Raw genomic sequence first — 18,686 nt, forward strand, 5'->3', positions numbered from 1 at the left:
TCCCAGTATGCAACCGGCCATGAATCCAAAATACCCCGGGCTGTCGGTGCGCGTTGCCGACGACGGCTTTGCCGCCTATATCTGGGGCAGCGATTTCAGTTTTGAGGTCGCCGCCTATGGCGCCGCCGAAATCGGCAAATCCGTCGCGCAGTGGGGCGTGACGCCCATCGTGCCGTACCGCAAGTGCTACGGCATCGATCCCGAGGAGTTCAGCAGTTTTCGCGATGCCGCCGACAGTGCGATTTTCATGGCGTATCTGGAAGATCAGCCGGTAGGGCATCTGGTGATCAGCACCAACTGGAATGGTTTTGCCCATATCGATGAACTGGCGGTGCATGCGCCGGCACGGCGTCATGGTGTTGCCAAGGCACTGCTGGATGTAGCGCAGTTCTGGAGCCGCAAGAAAAAACTGCCGGGGATCATGCTCGAGACCCAGAACAACAACCTCGGTGCCTGTCGCCTGTATGAGCGTTGCGGTTATGTGATCGGTGGCATCGACCATCTGCGCTATCGCGGCATCGATCCGAACACCGCCGAGGTGGCGTTGTTCTGGTATCGATTGTTCGATAATCCGCTGGAAAACCCGATCAGCTCGCCAGCATCGCCTCGGCTTGTTCCGTAACGATACCCAGCAATGTCTGGACGGCCGATGTCGGCGGCGCGTGCTTGAAGGTCAGTGCATAGAGGCTGATCGGCACTGCCGGTGACAACGGACAAGTGTCGATCCCACTGGCCCGGGCACCCAGCGCGGTGAACGGGTCGACGATGGCCAGGCCTTCGCCGGCCTCGACCATGCTGCGCATCATCTGATGAGTCTGCACCCGGGTGTGGATGCTCGGTGCCGGGCGCAAGGCCTGGAGTTTGTGTTCCAGCGCCGGGCTCAGCGGGTCCTGACCTTCGAGGCCGACCATCGCCTGGCCGGCCAGGTCCTGCAGCGAAATGTACTTCTGCTTCGGTTGTAGCCAGCCGTGAGGCGCGAGCAATTGCAGCTTGCCCTGGGCCAGCGGCTGGCAATGGATATCCGGATGTTCGGGGTCGTGCAGGCTCAGTCCCAGATCGCTCTCGCGCAGCAACAGACTGCGAACGATGTGGCGGGTGGGTTCACTGAGCAGCGTGCAGGGCACGTCCGGCAGGCGTCGGCGCAATGCGGCGAGACTTTGCGGCAACAGCTGCTGGGCCAGCGGCGGGGTGCCAATGATTCGAAGGGGTGGGGCGAGGTATTGCTTGAGACTGCTGGCCAGCCGTTGCACCGGTTCCAGCGCGTCATAGATGTGGGCGATTTCAACTTGCAGCGCACGGGCTTCGGCCGTGGCCTGAAGCCGTCCGCGCACACTGGCGAACAGCATGAAACCCAACTGACTCTCGGCTTCACGCAGTCGCTCCTCGACATCGCCCGCCGGCAATTGCAGCCATTCGGCGGCGGTGCCTACGTGACCCGTCTGTAAAAGCGCCTGTATCACCTCGATATGACGTAAACGCATGCGTGAAGTCCATGTCCGGCCGTTGGGGTCAGTGGCTGAATCCTACCCCAACTCGGCGCGGATGACTTCTGCTCATAACAATCGGTTATGAAGCGACAGTCGGCTCGGGTTCGCGAATCAACGTGATGCCCGACTGAACCAGCAGGAATTCGTTGTCGTCGATTTTATTGACCCGATCGCCAATGGCCAGTTTGTAGGTGGTAACAGGCTCCATGCCGGTGAAACCGTCTGCCGACGGGTTGGATTCCTGGAACTCATGCACGGAATAAACGCGGCCTTCCGCATCTCTTGCATGGAACTGACCGACGAGTACTGCTGCCATCTGCTTAGAACCTCTGGAGATAAAACGCTTGATTTGCGGCTTGGTAGACCGTCATCAAGCTTGGTAAGTTTTCCTACAGGAAAAAAATAATCCGGACGCGGGAAATATCCCTCGTCGTCTGGTGGAATCGTCGCTGGATCATCTATAACTACAGGCTCCTCCCACGGACAGTCGAGAGTCTTCCCATGAGCAATGTCTATAACGTCGCGGTAGTGGTCGGCAGCCTGCGTAAAGCATCGATCAATCGCAAGGTCGCGCTGGCGCTGGCGGAACTGGCACCGGCCAACCTCAAGCTGAACATTGTGGAAATTGGCGATCTGCCACTCTATAACGAAGACATCGACGGCGATTCACCGCCGGCAGCCTACAGCACTTTTCGGCAAAAAGTGGGCTCATCCGACGCGGTGCTGTTTGTCACCCCGGAGTACAACCGCTCGGTACCGGCACCCTTGAAGAACGCCATTGACGTTGGTTCGCGGCCTTATGGCAAGAGTGTCTGGGGTGGCAAACCGGGCGCGGTGATCAGCGTTTCGCCGGGTGCCATCGGCGGTTTCGGCGCCAACCAGCATTTGCGCCAGTCCTTCGTTTTCCTCAATGTGCCTTGCATGCAGCAGCCGGAAGCCTACCTGGGCGGCGCCGGTACGGCGTTCGATGAGTCGGGCAAGCTGAACGAGTCGGTCAAGCCGTTCCTGCAGAGCTTCATCAATGCCTATGGCGAGTGGGTGGCGCAGCACAAGAAGTGATCCACTGAATTTTCTGACAAGATATCGACCCTGTGGGAGCGAGCCTGCTCGCGATGGCGGTGTATCAGCTGGCACATCAGTTGAATGACACACCGCAATCGCGAGCAGGCTCGCTCCCACAAGTTTTGTGGTGTGGCTCAATCTTTCCCTTTTATTGAAGGCTGTCGCGAATGCTCGCTGCGTCACTGATTTTCCTGCTGACCATTACTCTGGTGATCTGGCAACCCAAAGGCCTCGGGGTCGGCTGGAGTGCAACGCTCGGCGCCATTGTCGCGCTGCTTTTTGGCGTGGTGCATCTGAGCGATATTCCGCTGGTGTGGCAGATCATCTGGAACGCTACCGGCACTTTTGTGGCGCTGATCATCATCAGCCTGTTGCTCGACGAAGCGGGGTTCTTTGCCTGGGCTGCGTTGCACGTGGCGCGATGGGGGCGGGGCAGCGGGCGCAAGCTGTTCGCCTTCATGGTGTTGCTCGGTGCGCTGGTGTCGGCGTTGTTCGCCAATGACGGCGCGGCGCTGATCCTCACACCGATCGTGATTTCCATGCTGCTGGCCCTGCGTTTTTCCCCGGCGGCGACCCTGGCGTTCGTCATGGGCGCCGGCTTCATTGCCGACACCGCGAGCCTGCCGCTGGTGGTGTCGAACCTGGTCAACATCGTTTCGGCCGACTTCTTTCACATCGGTTTCAATCGCTATGCAGCGGTGATGGTGCCGGTCAACTTTGTCAGCGTCGCGGCCACGCTGGCGGTGTTGTTGTGGTTCTTCCGCCGCGACATTCCAAAAGACTACGACCCTGAACAGCTTGAGCATCCGGAGACGGCGATCCACGACAAGGCCACGTTCTACGCCGGCTGGGCGGTGTTGCTGATTCTGTTGCTGGGCTGTTTTGCCCTGGAGCCGGTGGGCATTCCAATCAGCGCCATCTCGGCAGTGTGCGCGGCGTTGTTGCTGGGCATCGCCGCCCGTGGGCACAAAATCTCCACGCGCAAAGTGATGAAAGAAGCGCCGTGGCAGATCGTGATTTTCTCCCTGGGCATGTATCTGGTGGTCTACGGTCTGCGCAATGCCGGGCTGACGGATCATCTGGCCGGCTGGCTGGATGCCTTTGCCGGGTATGGCGTGTGGGGCGCGGCCATGGGCACCGGGGTGCTGACGGCCTTGTTGTCGTCGATCATGAACAATCTGCCGACGGTGCTGATCGGGCTGCTGTCGATCGATGCCAGTCAGGCGACCGGTGTGGTGAAAGAGGCGATGATCTACGCCAACGTGATCGGCAGCGACCTGGGACCGAAAATCACCCCGATCGGCAGTCTCGCGACTCTGCTCTGGCTACATGTGCTGGAGCGCAAGGACATCCGGATCGGCTGGGGGTATTACTTCAAGGTCGGGATTGTGCTGACGGTGCCGGTTCTTTTGGTCACCTTGGCGGCGCTGGCGCTGCGGTTGAGCGTCTAACTCTGTCCGGGCACGTTCGGCCACAGATCCGAAACCAGAAACAGCCGCTCGGCTTCTTCCCATTCGCCCCGGGTATTCTCGGTCAGGCGCACCATCAACTGCGCCGGGGCGAGCGGTTCGAGCTCATTGAGCCAGGCGCGCAACTGCTCGTGACTCCAGGCCTGATCCGCCGGGTAATGTGCCGGCGCCAGCCACGCGTGGCGGGGCAGGGGTTGCCAGCGTCCGGCCGGGCGCTGGGCGATAAACGCCGGCCAGTCCTTTTGATGCAGCCAGCTGCCGCGCAAGTGCTGCGGATGGGCGCCGCCCGGCGGTTCGGACTGCCCGGGCCATGGATACAGCAGATAACCGCCCAGCCACAACTGCGCACTGAATGACTCGATATCCAGCGCCGCCAGGGCCTCGCGGCTTTCCGGGCGGGCGGAAATCGGTAACTGGTGTTCGCTCAGATGGGCCAGTTTGCGGTCCAGTCGATCGTGGCAGCCAGGCCCGAGCCACTGCGCCGGATCGCGGCCGTCACCCTTCTGCGGGCCGAGGTAGAGCTTGATCGCCAGTTCCAGGTGATGCACGCCGTCGCGGTCGCGCAGCAGCATGTCGAGTTCGCCGAGGGTGTGGCCCTCGCGGCGGATCGGCAGGTTGGCGGCGATCAGTTCGATCCCCGGCGCATGCTCCACGGCAAACTGCCACAGCCGCTCGTAATACAGGCCCAGGCGCCGGGTGCGAGCCTGGGACAGCCATTGCAGCAGACCGTAACTGTCCCGGTCGAGCCGGTGCAGCCAGTGCGCCAGCCGCTCGGGGTCGTGCACCCAGTCGCTGCCGGCCAGCGGATGACGTTGCGGCCACGGCGTGGCGGCGAGCATCGGCGGGGCGAGGATCACCCACGCCAGATCGCGCACTTCCGGGTGGCGCAACTGATGGGGCAACTGGAGCAAATCGGGAAATAGGATCATCTTGCGAGCATAGCCTTAAACGCAGGCGCACTCTCGGGCTGAAAGGGTTTTGTCTATCCGTCGCTTTCGCCCATAATCGTCGTTTTCGCCGTCGCAGCCCCAGCAGGAGTCCCATGGAGCAATTTCGTAATATCGGCATCATCGGTCGCCTGGGCAGTTCCCAGGTGCTGGATACCGTCCGCCGACTGAAACGCTTTCTGCTCGATCGTCACCTGCATGTGATCCTCGAAGACACCATCGCCGAAGTCCTGCCCGGCCATGGCCTGCAAACCTCGTCGCGCAAGATGCTCGGCGAAGTCTGCGACATGGTCATCGTCGTCGGCGGTGACGGCAGCCTGCTCGGTGCGGCCCGGGCGCTGGCCAAGCACAACATTCCGGTGCTCGGGATCAACCGTGGCAGCCTCGGCTTTCTCACCGACATCCGCCCCGACGAGCTGGAAATCAAGGTCGCCGAAGTACTCGACGGCCACTATCTGGTGGAAAACCGCTTCCTGCTGCAGGCCGAAGTCCGCCGGCACGCCGAGGCCATCGGCCAGGGCGATGCGCTGAATGACGTGGTGCTGCACCCGGGCAAATCGACGCGGATGATCGAGTTCGAGCTGTACATCGACGGCCAGTTCGTCTGCAGCCAGAAGGCCGACGGCCTGATCGTCGCCACGCCGACCGGCTCCACCGCGTACGCGCTGTCCGCCGGCGGCCCGATCATGCATCCCAAGCTCGACGCTATTGTGATTGTGCCGATGTACCCCCATACCTTGTCGGGCAGACCGATCGTGGTCGATGGCAACAGTGAGCTGAAAATCGTCGTGTCCAAAGATATGCAGATCTACCCGCAGGTCTCCTGCGACGGGCAGAACCACTTTACCTGCGCGCCGGGCGACACCATCACCGTCAGCAAGAAAGCGCAGAAGCTGCGGCTGATCCATCCGCTCGACCACAACTACTACGAGGTCTGCCGCACCAAACTCGGCTGGGGCAGCAAGCTGGGTGGTGGAGGCGACTGATGCTCGATCCCGCGCGCAGTTATGACCTGATCGGTGACGTGCACGGATGCGCCCTGACCCTGGAACACCTGCTGGACCGTCTCGGTTACCACAAGCAGGGCGGGGTCTGGCGGCATCCTTCGCGCATGGCCGTGTTCGTCGGCGACATCATCGACCGTGGCCCGCGGATCCGCGAGGCGCTGCACATCGTCCACGACATGGTCGAGGCCGGCCAGGCGTTGTGCATCATGGGCAACCACGAATTCAACGCACTGGGCTGGAGCACGCCGGCGCCACCGGGCAGCGGCAAGCAGTTCGTGCGCGAGCACACGCCGCGTCATGCCCGTTTGCTGCATGAAACCCTGACCCAGTTCGAAGACCATCCCGGTGACTGGCACGACTTCCAGCGCTGGTTCTATGAGCTTCCGCTGTTTGTCGACGCCGGACGCTTCCGGGTCGTGCATGCCTGCTGGGATGCCGGCTTGATCGAACCGTTGCGCGCGCTGTTCCCCGATGGCTGCATCGATGAGCACTTCCTTCAGGCGTCGGCCGTGCCGGGCAGCTTCGCCTGCACCGTCTTCGATCGCCTGCTGCGCGGCACCGACATGCGCCTGCCGGATGGTCTGACCATGACCAGCGGCGATGGTCTGGTGCGTTCGTTCTTCCGCACCAAGTTCTGGGAAGACGACCCGCAGACTTACGGCGACATCGTGTTCCAGCCCGATGCGCTGCCGGAGCCGGTGGCGCAGAAGCCGCTGACCTCCAGCGAAAAGAATTCCCTGCTGCGCTATGGCGTCGATGAACCGTTGCTGTTCGTCGGCCACTACTGGCGCAGCGGCAAACCGGCGCCGATTCGCCCGAACCTCGCGTGCCTGGATTACAGCGCCGTGCTCTACGGCAAACTGGTGGCTTATCGTCTGGATCAGGAAACCCGCCTGGATCCACATAAATTTGTCTGGGTCGATGTCGAGCGGCCGGAGGTGCTGCGATGAGCGCGGTAGCGGTATTGCGTCTGCCACTGGCGGCGGACCTGAGTGGTTTCGTCAAACTGCTGCAACGCATGCAGGTGCCTCACCGCGTCAGCGAAGAATCGGGCGAGCAGGTGTTGTGGGTGCCGTCGGAAATCAGCGAAGACGTGCGTTCGCTGTACGAGCGCTTCCCGGCAGGTGACCCGGATCAGCAACTGGACATTCCGGTGGCGCCGACCTTCAAGCGGCCTAGCTTCGCCGAGCAACTGAAACACGCCAGGGCCACCGGGTTCATCCTGTTGCTGAGCCTGCTGGTCGGCGGTCTGACGTATCTGGGTGACAACCTCGACACGATGCGCTGGCTGACCTTCCTCGATTTCCGCGTGGTCGGCGACTACATCCACTTCACCTCACTGGCCGACAGCCTGGCGGCGGGGCAGTGGTGGCGCCTGTTCACGCCGATGCTGATCCACTTCGGCATCCTGCACCTGGCCATGAACGGCATGTGGTACTGGGAACTGGGGCGGCGCATCGAGTCGCGTCAGGGCAGTATCAACCTGATCGGCCTGACGCTGCTGTTCAGCCTGGTGTCCAACTACGCACAGTTTGCCTGGAGCGGCCCGAGCCTGTTCGGCGGCCTGTCCGGCGTGCTTTACGGGTTGCTCGGTCACTGCTGGATCTTCCAGTTGCTGGCGCCGAACCCGGCCTATCGTCTGCCCCGCGGCGTGCTGGTGATGATGCTGGTGTGGTTGCTGGTGTGCATGTCCGGGCTGATCTCGATGATCGGCTTCGGCCAGATCGCCAATGCCGCCCACGTCGGCGGGTTACTCATCGGATGCTTCACCGGTTTGTTGGGCGGTTTGTACAACCGCCGTAAACTGGCCGCCTGAATTTTTGAATAAAGAGCACGGAGACCCTGATGTCCTCTTTTAACGACCTGATCAAGAACATCACCCCGGATATCTACCAGAGTCTGAAACTGGCCGTAGAGATCGGCAAATGGTCCGACGGTGGCAAACTCACCGCCGAACAGCGCGAGCTGTCGCTGCAGGCGATGATCGCCTGGGAAATCCAGAACCTGCCCGAAGAAGAGCGCACCGGTTACATGGGCCCGCAGGAGTGTGCGTCGAAGTCGATCGAAGTGCCGAACATCCTGTTCAAGTCGGACGCCATCCATTGATCGAGATTGGCCGCGGTGCAATCAGCAAAATGTCGGCGCGCCTGGACGGGCCGAACGTGCAATACGCGTTTCGTCTGGATGACGTCGAGGTGCCGGTCAACCCGTTGATCGGCAGCACGGTGCGTCTGGAGTATCTGGGGGCGATTCACTGCACCCATTGCGGACGCAAGACCAAGACCAGTTTCAGTCAGGGTTACTGCTATCCGTGCATGACCAAGCTGGCCCAGTGCGACGTGTGCATCATGAGCCCGGAGCGCTGCCACTTCGACGCCGGCACCTGCCGGGAACCGGAGTGGGGCGAGAAGTTCTGCATGACCGACCATGTCGTCTACCTGGCCAATTCGTCGGGGATCAAGGTCGGCATCACTCGCGCCACCCAGCTGCCGACCCGCTGGCTCGACCAGGGCGCCAGTCAGGCGCTGCCGATCATGCGCGTCGCCACGCGCCAACAGTCGGGCTTCGTCGAAGACCTGTTCCGCAGTCAGGTGGCGGACAAGACCAACTGGCGCGCGCTGCTCAAGGGCGATGCGGCGGCGGTGGATCTTGCCGAGGTGCGCGACCAGTTGTTCGCCAGCTGCGCCGAAGGCCTGCGAGGCTTGCAGGATCGGTTCGGTCTGCAGGCGATTCAGCCGGTCACCGACGTTGAGCCGCTGGAAATCCGTTACCCGGTCGAGCAGTACCCGGCCAAGATCGTCAGCTTCAACCTGGACAAGAACCCGATTGCCGAAGGCACGCTGCTGGGGATCAAGGGCCAGTACCTGATCTTCGACACCGGCGTGATCAACATTCGCAAGTACACGGCCTATCAGCTCGCCGTGCATCAATAAGGACTTCAGCATGCGCACCGAACAACCGAAGATGATTTACCTGAAGGACTATCAGGCGCCCGAGTACCTGATCGATGAAACACACCTGACCTTCGAGTTGTTCGAGGACCACAGTCTGGTCCACGCGCAACTGGTGATGCGCCGCAACCCGGCCCGTGGCCCGGGCCTGCCGCCGCTGGTGCTCGATGGCCAGCAGCTGGAATTGCTCTCGGTGACCCTGGCCGACCAGGAACTGAGCGCTGCCGACTACCAGTTGACCGAGAATCACCTGACCCTGCAGCCGAAGAGTGAAACCTTCACGGTCGACACCAGCGTCAGGATCCACCCGGAAACCAACACCGCGCTGGAAGGCCTGTACAAGTCCGGCACGATGTTCTGCACCCAGTGCGAGGCCGAAGGCTTCCGCAAGATCACCTATTACCTCGACCGCCCGGATGTGATGAGCAAGTTCACCACCACGGTGGTCGCCGAGCAGCACAGCTATCCGGTGCTGCTGTCCAACGGCAACCCGATCGCCAGCGGCCCCGGCGAAGACGGCCGGCACTGGGCGACCTGGGAAGACCCGTTCATGAAGCCGGCGTACCTGTTTGCGCTGGTGGCCGGTGACTTGTGGTGCGTTGAAGACTCCTTCACCACCATGACCAACCGCAACGTGGCGCTGCGCATTTATGTCGAGCCGGAAAACATCGACAAGTGCCAGCACGCCATGAACAGCCTGAAAAAGTCGATGCGCTGGGACGAGGAGGTCTACGGTCGCGAGTACGATCTGGACATCTTCATGATCGTCGCGGTGAACGACTTCAACATGGGCGCCATGGAGAACAAAGGCCTCAACATCTTCAACTCCAGTGCCGTGCTGGCCCGCGCCGAAACCGCCACCGACGCTGCGCACCAGCGCGTTGAAGCGATCGTCGCCCATGAATACTTCCACAACTGGTCGGGCAACCGTGTGACCTGCCGCGACTGGTTCCAGTTGTCGCTCAAGGAAGGCTTCACCGTTTTCCGCGATGCCGGTTTCTCTTCCGACATGAACTCGGCCACGGTCAAGCGCATTCAGGACGTGGCGTACCTGCGTACCCACCAGTTCGCCGAAGATGCAGGTCCCATGGCCCACGCCGTGCGCCCGGACAGCTTCATCGAGATTTCCAACTTCTACACCCTGACCGTGTACGAAAAGGGCTCGGAAGTGGTCGGCATGATCCACACCCTGTTGGGCGCCGAAGGCTTCCGCAAGGGCAGCGACCTGTACTTCGAGCGCCACGACGGCCAGGCCGTGACCTGCGACGACTTCATCAAGGCCATGGAAGATGCCAACGGCGTCGACCTGACCCAATTCAAGCGCTGGTACAGCCAGGCCGGTACGCCGCGTCTGGCGGTGAGCGAGTCTTACGACGCGGTCGCAAAAACCTACAGCCTGACCTTCCGCCAGAGCTGCCCGGAAACCCCGGACAAGGTTGAAAAACTGCCGTTCGTGATCCCGGTGGAACTGGGCCTGCTCGACAGCCAGGGCAACGAGATTGCCTTGCGTCTGGCCGGCGAAGCCTCGGCCCAAGGCACGAGCCGGGTGATCTCGGTGACCGAAGCCGAACAGACTTTCACCTTCGTCGACATCGCCGAACAACCGCTGCCGTCCCTGCTGCGTGGTTTCTCGGCACCGGTGAAACTGAGCTTCCCGTACAACCGTGATCAGCTGATGTTCCTGATGCAGCACGACAGCGACGGTTTCAACCGCTGGGATGCCGGCCAGCAACTGTCGGTGCAGGTGTTGCAGGAACTGATTGTTCAGCAGCAGAAGGGCGAAAGCCTGGTGCTCGACCCACGTCTGATTTCCGCTCTGCGCACCGTGCTGGCTGACCAGACGCTGGATCAGGCGATGGTCGCGGAAATGCTCTCGCTGCCGAGCGAAGCGTATCTGACCGAAATCAGCGAAGTCGCCGACGTGGATGCAATCCACACCGCCCGTGAATTTGCCCGCCAGCAACTGGCGGACAACCTGTTCGAGGCGCTGTGGCTGCGTTATCAGGCTAACCGCGACCTGTCGAAGAAAACCCCGTACGTGGCCGAAGCCGAGCATTTCGCCCGTCGCGCGTTGCAGAACATTGCGCTGTCGTACCTGATGCTCAGCGGCAAGCCTGAAGTGCTGGCGGCAACGCTGGAACAGTTCGACGCCTGTGACAACATGACCGAGCGCCTGACTGCGCTGGCGGTGCTGGTCAACTCGCCGTTCGACGCCGAGAAGGCCAAGGCCCTGGCCAGTTTCGCCGAACACTTCAAGGACAATCCGTTGGTCATGGATCAGTGGTTCAGCGTGCAGGCCGGCAGCACCTTGCCGGGCGGTCTGGCGCGTGTGAAAGCCCTGATGCAGCACCCGGCGTTCAACATCAAGAACCCGAACAAGGTGCGTGCGCTGGTCGGCGCTTTTGCCGGGCAGAACCTGATCAACTTCCACGCGGCGGACGGTTCGGGTTATCGCTTCCTCGCGGATCTGGTGATCGAGCTGAACGGCTTCAACCCGCAGATCGCTTCGCGCCAGCTGGCGCCGCTGACTCGCTGGCGTAAATACGACAGCGCTCGTCAGGCGCTGATGAAGGCAGAGCTGGAGCGGATTCTGGCATCCGGTCAGCTGTCCAGTGATGTGTATGAAGTGGTCAGCAAAAGCCTTGCCTGAAGCTGTTTCAGGGCAATAAAAACGCCGCTCAACGAGCGGCGTTTTTGTGGATGGATAAAAATCCCTTACTGGCGCAAATCAAACCGATCCAGATCCATCACCTTCACCCACGCGGCAACGAAGTCGTTGACGAACTGTTCCTTCGCATCGGAGCTGGCATACACCTCGGCCAGCGCCCGCAGTATCGCGTTGGAACCGAACACCAGATCGACCCGTGTGCCTGTCCATTTCACATTGCCGGTCTTGCGGTCGTGACCTTCGAACTCGTCCGCCGCCTTGGACGTCGGTTTCCATTCCACGCCCATGTCCAGCAGGTTGCGGAAGAAGTCGTTGGTCAGTACACCGGGCTTGTCGGTGAACACGCCGTGCTTCGTCTTGCCGACGTTGGTGTCCAGCACGCGCAGGCCACCGACCAGCACGGTCAACTCCGGTGCCGAGAGCGTCAGCAGCTGCGCCTTGTCGATCAGCAACGCTTCGGCCGGCACGCGATAGGTGCTGGCGGCGTAGTTGCGGAAGCCGTCGGTGTGCGGTTCAAGGAAACCGAACGATTCGACGTCGGTCTGCTCCTGAGTCGCATCGGTACGGCCGGGCGAGAAGGGCACGGTGACCGAATGGCCGGCGTTTTTCGCCGCCTGTTCGACCCCGGCATTGCCGGCCAGCACGATCAGGTCCGCCAGCGAGACTTTCTTGCCCGATGCGCCGGCGTTGAACTCGTTCTGAATGCTTTCGAGGGCTTTGAGCACCTTGTCCAGTTGCTCGGGCTGGTTGGCCTGCCAGAACCGTTGTGGTGCCAGACGCAGACGTCCGCCGTTGGCGCCGCCGCGTTTGTCCGAGCCGCGGAAGGTCGAAGCGGCCGCCCAGGCGGTGGAGACCAGTTCCGAAACCGACAGCCCCGACGCCAGTACTTTGCCTTTCAACGCCCTGATATCGCTGTCGTCGATCAGCGGATGGCTGGCCTCGGGAATCGGGTCTTGCCACAACAGTTCTTCCTGCGGCATTTCCGGGCCGAGATAGCGTGACAGCGGGCCCATGTCGCGGTGGATCAGTTTGTACCAGGCGCGGGCGAAGGCGTCGGCCAGTTGATCAGGATTGGCCAGGAAACGCCGCGAAATCTTCTCGTAGGCCGGATCGAAGCGCAGGGCCAGGTCAGAGGTGAGCATGGTCGGGTCGATGCGCTTGTTCGGGTCATGAGCATGGGGAATGGTGCCGGCCCCGGCGCCGTTTTTCGGTTTCCACTGGTGGGCGCCGGCCGGGCTCTTGGTCAGTTCCCACTCGAAGCCGAACAGGTTTTCCAGGTAGTTGTTGCTCCATTTGGTCGGGGTGGTGGTCCAGGTCACTTCCAGGCCGCTGGTGATGGTGTCCGCACCTTTGCCGCTGCCGAAGCTGTTTTTCCAGCCCAAGCCCTGAAGCTCAAGACCGGCGGCTTCCGGTTCCGGGCCGACGTTATCGGCAGGGCCGGCACCGTGGGTCTTGCCGAAGGCGTGGCCGCCAGCGATCAGGGCGACGGTTTCCTCGTCGTTCATGGCCATGCGGCCGAAGGTTTCGCGAATGTCCCGGGCCGAGGCCACCGGATCGGGATTGCCCTCGGGGCCTTCGGGGTTCACGTAGATCAGGCCCATCTGCACGGCGGCCAGCGGGTTTTCCAGATTGCGTTCGCCCTGGTTGGTGCGACTCTGTTCATGGCCGTGCTCGGCAGGTTCGGCCACCAGCGTGCCGTCGCCCGGTTCCTGCATGGCTTCGGGGTGTTTGCCGTAACGGGTGTCGCCACCCAGCCAGGTGTTTTCCGAACCCCAGTACACATCTTCATCCGGCTCCCACACATCCGGCCGGCCGCCGGAGAATCCGAAAGTCTTGAAGCCCATGGACTCCAGCGCGACGTTGCCGGTGAGGACGATCAGATCGGCCCAGGAAATGTTGCGGCCGTATTTCTGTTTGATTGGCCACAGCAGGCGCCGGGCTTTGTCGAGGCTGACGTTGTCCGGCCAGCTGTTGAGCGGGGCGAAGCGTTGCTGGCCGGATCCTGCGCCGCCACGGCCGTCAGCGGTGCGATAAGTGCCGGCGCTGTGCCAGGCCATGCGGATGAAGAGCGGGCCGTAGTGGCCGAAGTCGGCGGGCCACCAGTCCTGGGAGTCAGTCATCAGCGCCGTCAGATCGCGTTTCAGGGCCTGGAAATCCAGGTTTTTGAAAGCCTTGGCGTAGTCGAAGTCCTTGCCCAGCGGATCGGAGGCGGGCGAGTGCTGACTCAGGATTTTCAGGTTCAGTTGATTCGGCCACCAATCGCGGTTCGTCGTGCCACCGCCGGCGGCGTGATTGAACGGGCATTTCGATTCATTTGCCATGTTCGGGTCCTTATCAGGTCTTCTGCGGCCGGCTCGTGCCGACTTCGGATTAGTAAGGCTAGACCCGACTGGGCAGGTCAGCTAATAGGCCGACTATTGGTGGCTGATAGGCAAAGTCTTTTACCGCTGTCTGTTCAGGATTTTTTCGAAGAAACGCAGGACGTCCTTTCGCAAGCGGCGATGCTGCGTGCTGAAAGACCCGTCCTTGAGCGGTTGTTGTAAACATCGGGCAAGAATCATGATGGCCATTAGAAATGTTATTGTATAACATAAAAATGATTTCATCTGATCGATATCGCTGACATGTCCGTGTGGCAGTGGCATCGATCCCTTCCTTTCTGCCTTACGGAATACTAGAAATGTCTGCCCGTTTTCCCTCCTTCCAGCCAAGCCTGCTGGCCTCTGCGCTGCTGATCGCGTCCCCCGCATTCGCTGCCGAACCCCTTGAGCTGCAACCCCAAGTCATCACTGCCAATCCACTGGGCAGCCAGACCCTGGCTTCACCCTCGACCGTATTGAGCGGTGATGACCTGACGCTCCAGCAGAAGGGCAGCTTGGGCGAAACCCTGAACAAGCAGCCGGGTGTGTCGTCCTCCTACTTCGGCCCGGGTGCCAGTCGCCCGATCATTCGCGGGCAGGACGGCGATCGCATCCGCATTCTGCGTAACGGCGTCGGAGCGCTCGATGCCTCGTCGCTGTCCTATGACCACGCGGTGCCGTTGGACCCGATCAACGTTGACCGCATCGAAATCGTCCGTGGCCCGGCCGCGTTGCTCTACGGCGGCAGCGCCATCGGCGGGGTCGTGAATACCTTCGACAACCGCATCCCGACCGAAGCCATCGACGGCATCCATGGCGCCGGCGAGCTGCGCTACGGCGGCGCCGACACCACCCGCAGCAGCGCCGGTAAACTCGAAGCCGGCAACGGTCAGTTCGCCCTGCACCTGGACGCCAGCGCCCGCGAATTCAATGACCTGAAGATCCCCGGCTACGCCAAAAGCAGCCGCAAACGGGCGGGGGATGATGGCGATTCCAGCAAGCATCGCCTGGCCAACAGCGACGGTCGCCAGGACGGCGGCGCGGTGGGTGGTTCGTACACCTGGGATGACGGTTACGCGGGTCTGTCTTACAGCAATTACGACTCCAATTACGGCTCACCAGCCGAAGACGACGTGCGGATTCGCATGCAGCAGGAGCACTACGCGTTCGCCTCGGAAATCCGCAACCTCCAAGGGCCGTTCAGCTCGGTCAAGTTCGACGCCGGTTACACCGATTACCAGCACCGCGAAATCGAGGGCGGCGAGGTCGGCACCACTTTCAAGAACAAGGGTTACGAAGCGCGGGTCGAAGCCCGGCACCAGCCGTTGGGACCGTTCAACGGGGTGATCGGCGCGCAGGTCAGTCGCAATGAATTCTCGGCGCTGGGCGAAGAAGCCTTTGTGCCGCACACCGATACCAATGCCGGCGCACTGTTCATTCTGGAAGAGCTGCAAGCCACGGATCGCCTGCTGTTCACCCTCGGCGGACGCCTGGAACACACCACGGTCGACCCGGACGCCAAAGGCAACGAGCGCTTCGCCAATGCCGACCGCTCCAGCAGTTTCACCGCCGGCAGCCTGTCGTCCGGCGCGGTCTACACGCTGACGCCGGTCTGGTCGGTCGCCGCCACGCTGGGCTACACCGAGCGGGCACCGACGTTCTACGAGCTGTACGCCAACGGCGCCCACGTCGCCACCGGCACTTTCGAAGTCGGGGATGCGGGTCTGTCGAAAGAGAAAGCCGTCTCCAGCGATCTGGCCCTGCGTTTCGACAATGGCACGCACAAGGGCAGCGTCGGCGTGTTCTACAGCCACTTCTCCAATTACATCGGCCTGCTCGGCACCGGTCGCACGCTGAATGACGAAGGGGAAGAGGACGCAGGCGGCATTCCCGAATACGCCTATTCCGGTGTTCGTGCGCGCTTCAGCGGCATCGAAGCCCAGGATCGCTGGCAACTCGGCGAGAGCGCCTACGGCAAGTTCGCGCTGGAACTGTCGGGCGACTACACCCGGGCCAAGAACCTCGACAACGGTCAGGATCTGCCGCGCATTGCGCCGCTGCGCTTGAATACCGGTTTGTTGTGGGAGCTGGATCGCTGGCAGGCGCGGATCGATGTGGAGCACGCCAGTTCGCAGCATCGGGTGCCGGACAATGAAAGCAGCACCGATGGCTACACCACGCTGGGGGCGAATGTGGGGTATCACTTTGACGTCGGCCAGAGCAAATGGCTGGCCTTCGTCAATGCCGAGAACCTGACCAACCAGACCGTGCGCTATGCCAGCTCGATCCTGCGCGACATTGCGCCGGCAGAAGGGCGAAGCATTCAGGTGGGGTTGCGCACTACCTTCTGATCGTCCCTGCGCCAGCGTCACGCGAACCGCGTGACGCTGGCGTCGACATCAACTCGACTGAGCGGTGTCGTCTTCCGGGAGTTCCTCCCGCAGATCCTGTTGCCCCGGCAGCTCGGTGATCACGCTGAAATCCGTGACTTCCACCGCCCCCAGCCCATAACCCAGCAAGTGGAACGAGAAGGCCTTGCGCGGTTGCGGGTTGTCGAAGCTGAAATCCATTTCCAGCGGCTGGTCCGCCGTGGCGACCATTTCCGACGGCAGGCCCAGTTGCACGTCCTGTTCGAACTCCTTGGCCTTGAGCTGGATGTACGCCGCCTGCTGTGGGTCCATCGAGCGCACGGTCAGGCGCACGCGGGTGTGTGAACCCTTGGGCATTTCCAGGTACTGCGCGCCGATCAGGTTGTCGGCCCAGTCATCCTTGATCTGCGCTTGCAGCGGGATGACGTTGTCGCTGCCGAACTGGTAACGCTGATTCAGCGGAGTGCGCAGCAGCGACAGATCCAGAGCATCGGCGCGGGCCGCAATCTGCCGCGCATTCTGGCCGCTGGCATTGCCCTTGAACGTGGCGCTTTCGGCAATGAAACCTTCGCTGGCATAAGCGCGGCAACGTCGCGGCATGTCGCATTCGGTCAGAATGCCGTGGCCGTCGTGGTAGCGCAGTTTGCCGTTGGTGAACGACATGATTTCGCGCCCGGTGTCGTAGTCGCGAAACAGCGAGCGGCCGCTGAGTGCGGCGGGCACCGGCAGGTCAAAGTAATCGAGGATCGACGCGCTCAGATCGACATGCCCGTAGACCCCTGCGTTCAGATGTGGCAACTGTGCCTGCTCCGGTGCGAGGGTCAGGTTGAAACCCCAGGACGAGGCCAGCCGCACGCCATCGATGCCATGGGATTCGTCCGAGGTGATCACCACCAGCGTGTCTTTCAGTACACCCTGACGTTCGAGGCCGCTGAGGAACTGGTCCAATGCGTCGTCCAGATAGCCGACGGCGGCCTGTTTCGGCGTGTCGTAGCGTTGCAGGTAGTCTTCCGGCGCGGAGTAGGGCTGATGGGTGCCGACGGTCAGCAGGGTCAGCATCCAGGGTTTTTTCTGTTTCTTCAGTTGGCCGACATAACCCAGTGCGCCTTCGAAGAAGGCCTTGTCGTCCTTGCCCCACGGGAATTCCAGGTAGTTGGCGTTGGTGAACCACTCCAGGCCGTGGGTCGCATCGAAGCCGATGTGCGGCATGATCTTGTCTTTGGCCATGAAGCGCAGGCCGGCGCCTTGCAGGTAGTGAGTACTGAAACCGTGCTGGCGCAACTGAGCCGGCAGACAGGCCTGGTTGCGTTCGTTCTGGGTCAGCATTTCCACGCCTTTGGGCGTGCCGTTGTTCAACTTGTCGTAATCGCCGCAGAGCATGGCGTACAGGCCGCGAATGGTCTGGTGCGTGTGCAGCACGTAGTCCGGCGTGTTCATGCCGCGCTCGGCCCAGCGGCTGAGCTTGGGCATCAGGTCTTCCTGATAATGGCTGCCGATGGCCTCGCGATTGGCGCGGATGTAGGCGCCGGGAATGCCTTCGACGGCAACGATCAGCACGTTGCGCGCCTGACCTTTAGCGGCCAGTAACGAGTGGCCGTTCAAGTCGAGGTCGGTGAGCCCGGCCATCGATGGCGCGGGTACTTCGCTGCCACCTTCCAGCCATTCTTCGGCCTGCATCTGCGCGTCGGCCACCTGCGCGGCGAGCAACTGATGCGGCAGGTTGTACAGACGCCATGGGTCGGCGTCGCTTGGCGAAATATTCTGTGCGCCCCAATGGGCGGCGAACAGCAACACCGGTGCCGACCACACGGCGCGGGGCAGGGCCGGCGCCGGCGTTCCTCGGTTTGCCCACTGCGTCGCCAGCCACAGCAACAGGCCCAGCAGCAATGCACCGGCCACTCCCGGATGGGCGAAGCCGCCGCCGGTGGAGTTCTCGACGAATTGCGGGTCGATCAGGTAATGCAGGTCCTGAGGGTTGGGCAGGCGCCCGACCGCGCTGACCAGTTCTGCCGTCGCCACTGCCAGCAGACCCCAGAACACCAGCACCGGCAGGCCCAGCCACCACGGCCGGCGATGCAGCAGAACCACCAGCAGGCTGCCGATAGCCAGATCCGACAAATAGCCGAAAAGGCTCGACCAGCCGAGTGCCGCACGCAGGCACACCGGCACGATCAGTACCAGAAAAACCAGAGAAAGAAGACGGGCGTCGGGGTGCCGAAGCCGTTGAAAAAGAGCGCTCACAAAAAGACCTTCCAGCCATCAAACCGTCATAAAAGTGTGGGCGATGATACCAAGGGTGGGACGGAGGATCGTGTTTTTAAACGCTGAGCAAAACCCTCAGTGCATGAAGTGATTTGTGAGTGAAG

General features: G+C 61.9%; 15 protein-coding genes. 10 read left to right on the top strand and 5 right to left on the bottom strand.

Annotated features, from left to right (window positions below):
* Positions 1 to 7 precede the first annotated feature (7 nt).
* Positions 8 to 622 (top strand): GNAT family N-acetyltransferase, encoded by a 615-nt coding sequence (locus DXT77_RS03130; RefSeq protein WP_119426589.1) that lies wholly within the window; start codon positions 8 to 10, stop codon positions 620 to 622.
* On the opposite strand, the gene DXT77_RS03135 is transcribed toward DXT77_RS03130, so the two are convergent.
* Both DXT77_RS03135 and DXT77_RS03140 read right to left on the bottom strand, forming a co-directional pair.
* The gene (locus DXT77_RS03135; protein ID WP_119426590.1) at positions 588 to 1,481 is read right to left on the bottom strand and encodes a LysR family transcriptional regulator; all 894 of its coding nucleotides are present in this window, start codon (positions 1,479 to 1,481) and stop codon (positions 588 to 590) included. The genes DXT77_RS03130 and DXT77_RS03135 overlap by 35 nt on opposite strands.
* 85 nt (positions 1,482 to 1,566) lie before the next feature.
* On the bottom strand, positions 1,567 to 1,803 hold the full coding sequence (locus DXT77_RS03140; protein ID WP_085708590.1) for a hypothetical protein: 237 nt from the start codon (positions 1,801 to 1,803) through the stop codon (positions 1,567 to 1,569).
* Between the two features lie 185 nt (positions 1,804 to 1,988).
* Here DXT77_RS03140 and DXT77_RS03145 point away from each other — a divergent pair, with 185 nt between their 5' ends.
* Both DXT77_RS03145 and DXT77_RS03150 read left to right on the top strand, forming a co-directional pair.
* On the top strand, positions 1,989 to 2,546 hold the full coding sequence (locus tag DXT77_RS03145; protein ID WP_085708589.1) for an NADPH-dependent FMN reductase: 558 nt from the start codon (positions 1,989 to 1,991) through the stop codon (positions 2,544 to 2,546).
* Positions 2,547 to 2,716: 170 nt separating this feature from the next.
* Positions 2,717 to 4,000, top strand: a complete 1,284-nt coding sequence (locus DXT77_RS03150; protein WP_119426591.1) for an arsenic transporter — start codon at positions 2,717 to 2,719, stop codon at positions 3,998 to 4,000.
* On the opposite strand, the gene DXT77_RS03155 is transcribed toward DXT77_RS03150, so the two are convergent.
* The gene (locus DXT77_RS03155) at positions 3,997 to 4,947 is read right to left on the bottom strand and encodes a DUF1853 family protein (protein ID WP_119426592.1); all 951 of its coding nucleotides are present in this window, start codon (positions 4,945 to 4,947) and stop codon (positions 3,997 to 3,999) included. The genes DXT77_RS03150 and DXT77_RS03155 overlap by 4 nt on opposite strands.
* Before the next feature lie 113 nt (positions 4,948 to 5,060).
* On the opposite strand from DXT77_RS03155, the gene DXT77_RS03160 reads away from it, so the two are divergent.
* Genes DXT77_RS03160 through pepN form a run of 6 tightly spaced genes read left to right on the top strand, consistent with a single transcriptional unit; the run spans position 5,061 to position 11,573 of the window.
* A complete protein-coding gene (locus DXT77_RS03160; RefSeq protein WP_011333623.1) occupies positions 5,061 to 5,951 on the top strand; it encodes an NAD(+) kinase in 891 nt (296 codons plus the stop codon).
* Complete coding sequence (locus tag DXT77_RS03165) at positions 5,948 to 6,922, top strand: metallophosphoesterase (protein WP_371856526.1); 975 nt, start codon at positions 5,948 to 5,950, stop codon at positions 6,920 to 6,922. Before DXT77_RS03160 ends, DXT77_RS03165 begins: the two co-directional genes overlap by 4 nt.
* Positions 6,919 to 7,788 (top strand): rhomboid family intramembrane serine protease, encoded by an 870-nt coding sequence (locus DXT77_RS03170; protein WP_119426593.1) that lies wholly within the window; start codon positions 6,919 to 6,921, stop codon positions 7,786 to 7,788. The genes DXT77_RS03165 and DXT77_RS03170 overlap by 4 nt, the downstream gene beginning before the upstream one ends.
* Positions 7,789 to 7,817: 29 nt before the next feature.
* Positions 7,818 to 8,078 (top strand): YeaC family protein, encoded by a 261-nt coding sequence (locus DXT77_RS03175; protein WP_085698878.1) that lies wholly within the window; start codon positions 7,818 to 7,820, stop codon positions 8,076 to 8,078.
* On the top strand, positions 8,075 to 8,905 hold the full coding sequence (locus tag DXT77_RS03180; RefSeq protein ID WP_119426594.1) for a DUF2797 domain-containing protein: 831 nt from the start codon (positions 8,075 to 8,077) through the stop codon (positions 8,903 to 8,905). The genes DXT77_RS03175 and DXT77_RS03180 overlap by 4 nt, the downstream gene beginning before the upstream one ends.
* A 10-nt stretch (positions 8,906 to 8,915) precedes the next feature.
* Positions 8,916 to 11,573, top strand: a complete 2,658-nt coding sequence (gene pepN, locus DXT77_RS03185) for an aminopeptidase N (protein WP_119426595.1) — start codon at positions 8,916 to 8,918, stop codon at positions 11,571 to 11,573.
* Positions 11,574 to 11,638: 65 nt separating this feature from the next.
* Here the strand turns inward: pepN and katG are convergent, their stop codons facing one another.
* A complete protein-coding gene (katG, locus tag DXT77_RS03190) occupies positions 11,639 to 13,912 on the bottom strand; it encodes a catalase/peroxidase HPI (protein ID WP_119426596.1) in 2,274 nt (757 codons plus the stop codon).
* Positions 13,913 to 14,271: 359 nt separating this feature from the next.
* Between katG and DXT77_RS03200 the strand changes: the two genes are divergently transcribed.
* Positions 14,272 to 16,302, top strand: coding sequence for a TonB-dependent receptor (locus DXT77_RS03200; protein WP_119426598.1), 2,031 nt, complete (start codon positions 14,272 to 14,274; stop codon positions 16,300 to 16,302).
* 48 nt (positions 16,303 to 16,350) lie between these two features.
* Here DXT77_RS03200 and DXT77_RS03205 read toward each other — a convergent pair whose 3' ends face one another.
* A complete protein-coding gene (locus tag DXT77_RS03205; protein WP_119426599.1) occupies positions 16,351 to 18,561 on the bottom strand; it encodes an LTA synthase family protein in 2,211 nt (736 codons plus the stop codon).
* Positions 18,562 to 18,686: the final 125 nt, after the last annotated feature.

Origin of the sequence: Pseudomonas sp. 91RF (genome assembly GCF_003576265.1) — a bacterium.
GTDB classification, from domain to species: Bacteria; Pseudomonadota; Gammaproteobacteria; order Pseudomonadales; family Pseudomonadaceae; genus Aquipseudomonas; species Aquipseudomonas kribbensis.

Excerpts from the sequence above, each read along its gene's own strand:
- DXT77_RS03130 (WP_119426589.1), top strand. The coding sequence starts at position 8 with ATGCAACCGGCCATGAATCCAAAATACCCCGGGCTGTCGGTGCGCGTT.
- DXT77_RS03135 (WP_119426590.1), bottom strand. The coding sequence starts at position 1,481 with ATGCGTTTACGTCATATCGAGGTGATACAGGCGCTTTTACAGACGGGT.
- DXT77_RS03140 (WP_085708590.1), bottom strand. The coding sequence starts at position 1,803 with ATGGCAGCAGTACTCGTCGGTCAGTTCCATGCAAGAGATGCGGAAGGC.
- DXT77_RS03145 (WP_085708589.1), top strand. The coding sequence starts at position 1,989 with ATGAGCAATGTCTATAACGTCGCGGTAGTGGTCGGCAGCCTGCGTAAA.
- DXT77_RS03150 (WP_119426591.1), top strand. The coding sequence starts at position 2,717 with ATGCTCGCTGCGTCACTGATTTTCCTGCTGACCATTACTCTGGTGATC.
- DXT77_RS03155 (WP_119426592.1), bottom strand. The coding sequence starts at position 4,947 with ATGATCCTATTTCCCGATTTGCTCCAGTTGCCCCATCAGTTGCGCCAC.
- DXT77_RS03160 (WP_011333623.1), top strand. The coding sequence starts at position 5,061 with ATGGAGCAATTTCGTAATATCGGCATCATCGGTCGCCTGGGCAGTTCC.
- DXT77_RS03170 (WP_119426593.1), top strand. The coding sequence starts at position 6,919 with ATGAGCGCGGTAGCGGTATTGCGTCTGCCACTGGCGGCGGACCTGAGT.
- DXT77_RS03175 (WP_085698878.1), top strand. The coding sequence starts at position 7,818 with ATGTCCTCTTTTAACGACCTGATCAAGAACATCACCCCGGATATCTAC.
- pepN (WP_119426595.1), top strand. The coding sequence starts at position 8,916 with ATGCGCACCGAACAACCGAAGATGATTTACCTGAAGGACTATCAGGCG.
- katG (WP_119426596.1), bottom strand. The coding sequence starts at position 13,912 with ATGGCAAATGAATCGAAATGCCCGTTCAATCACGCCGCCGGCGGTGGC.
- DXT77_RS03200 (WP_119426598.1), top strand. The coding sequence starts at position 14,272 with ATGTCTGCCCGTTTTCCCTCCTTCCAGCCAAGCCTGCTGGCCTCTGCG.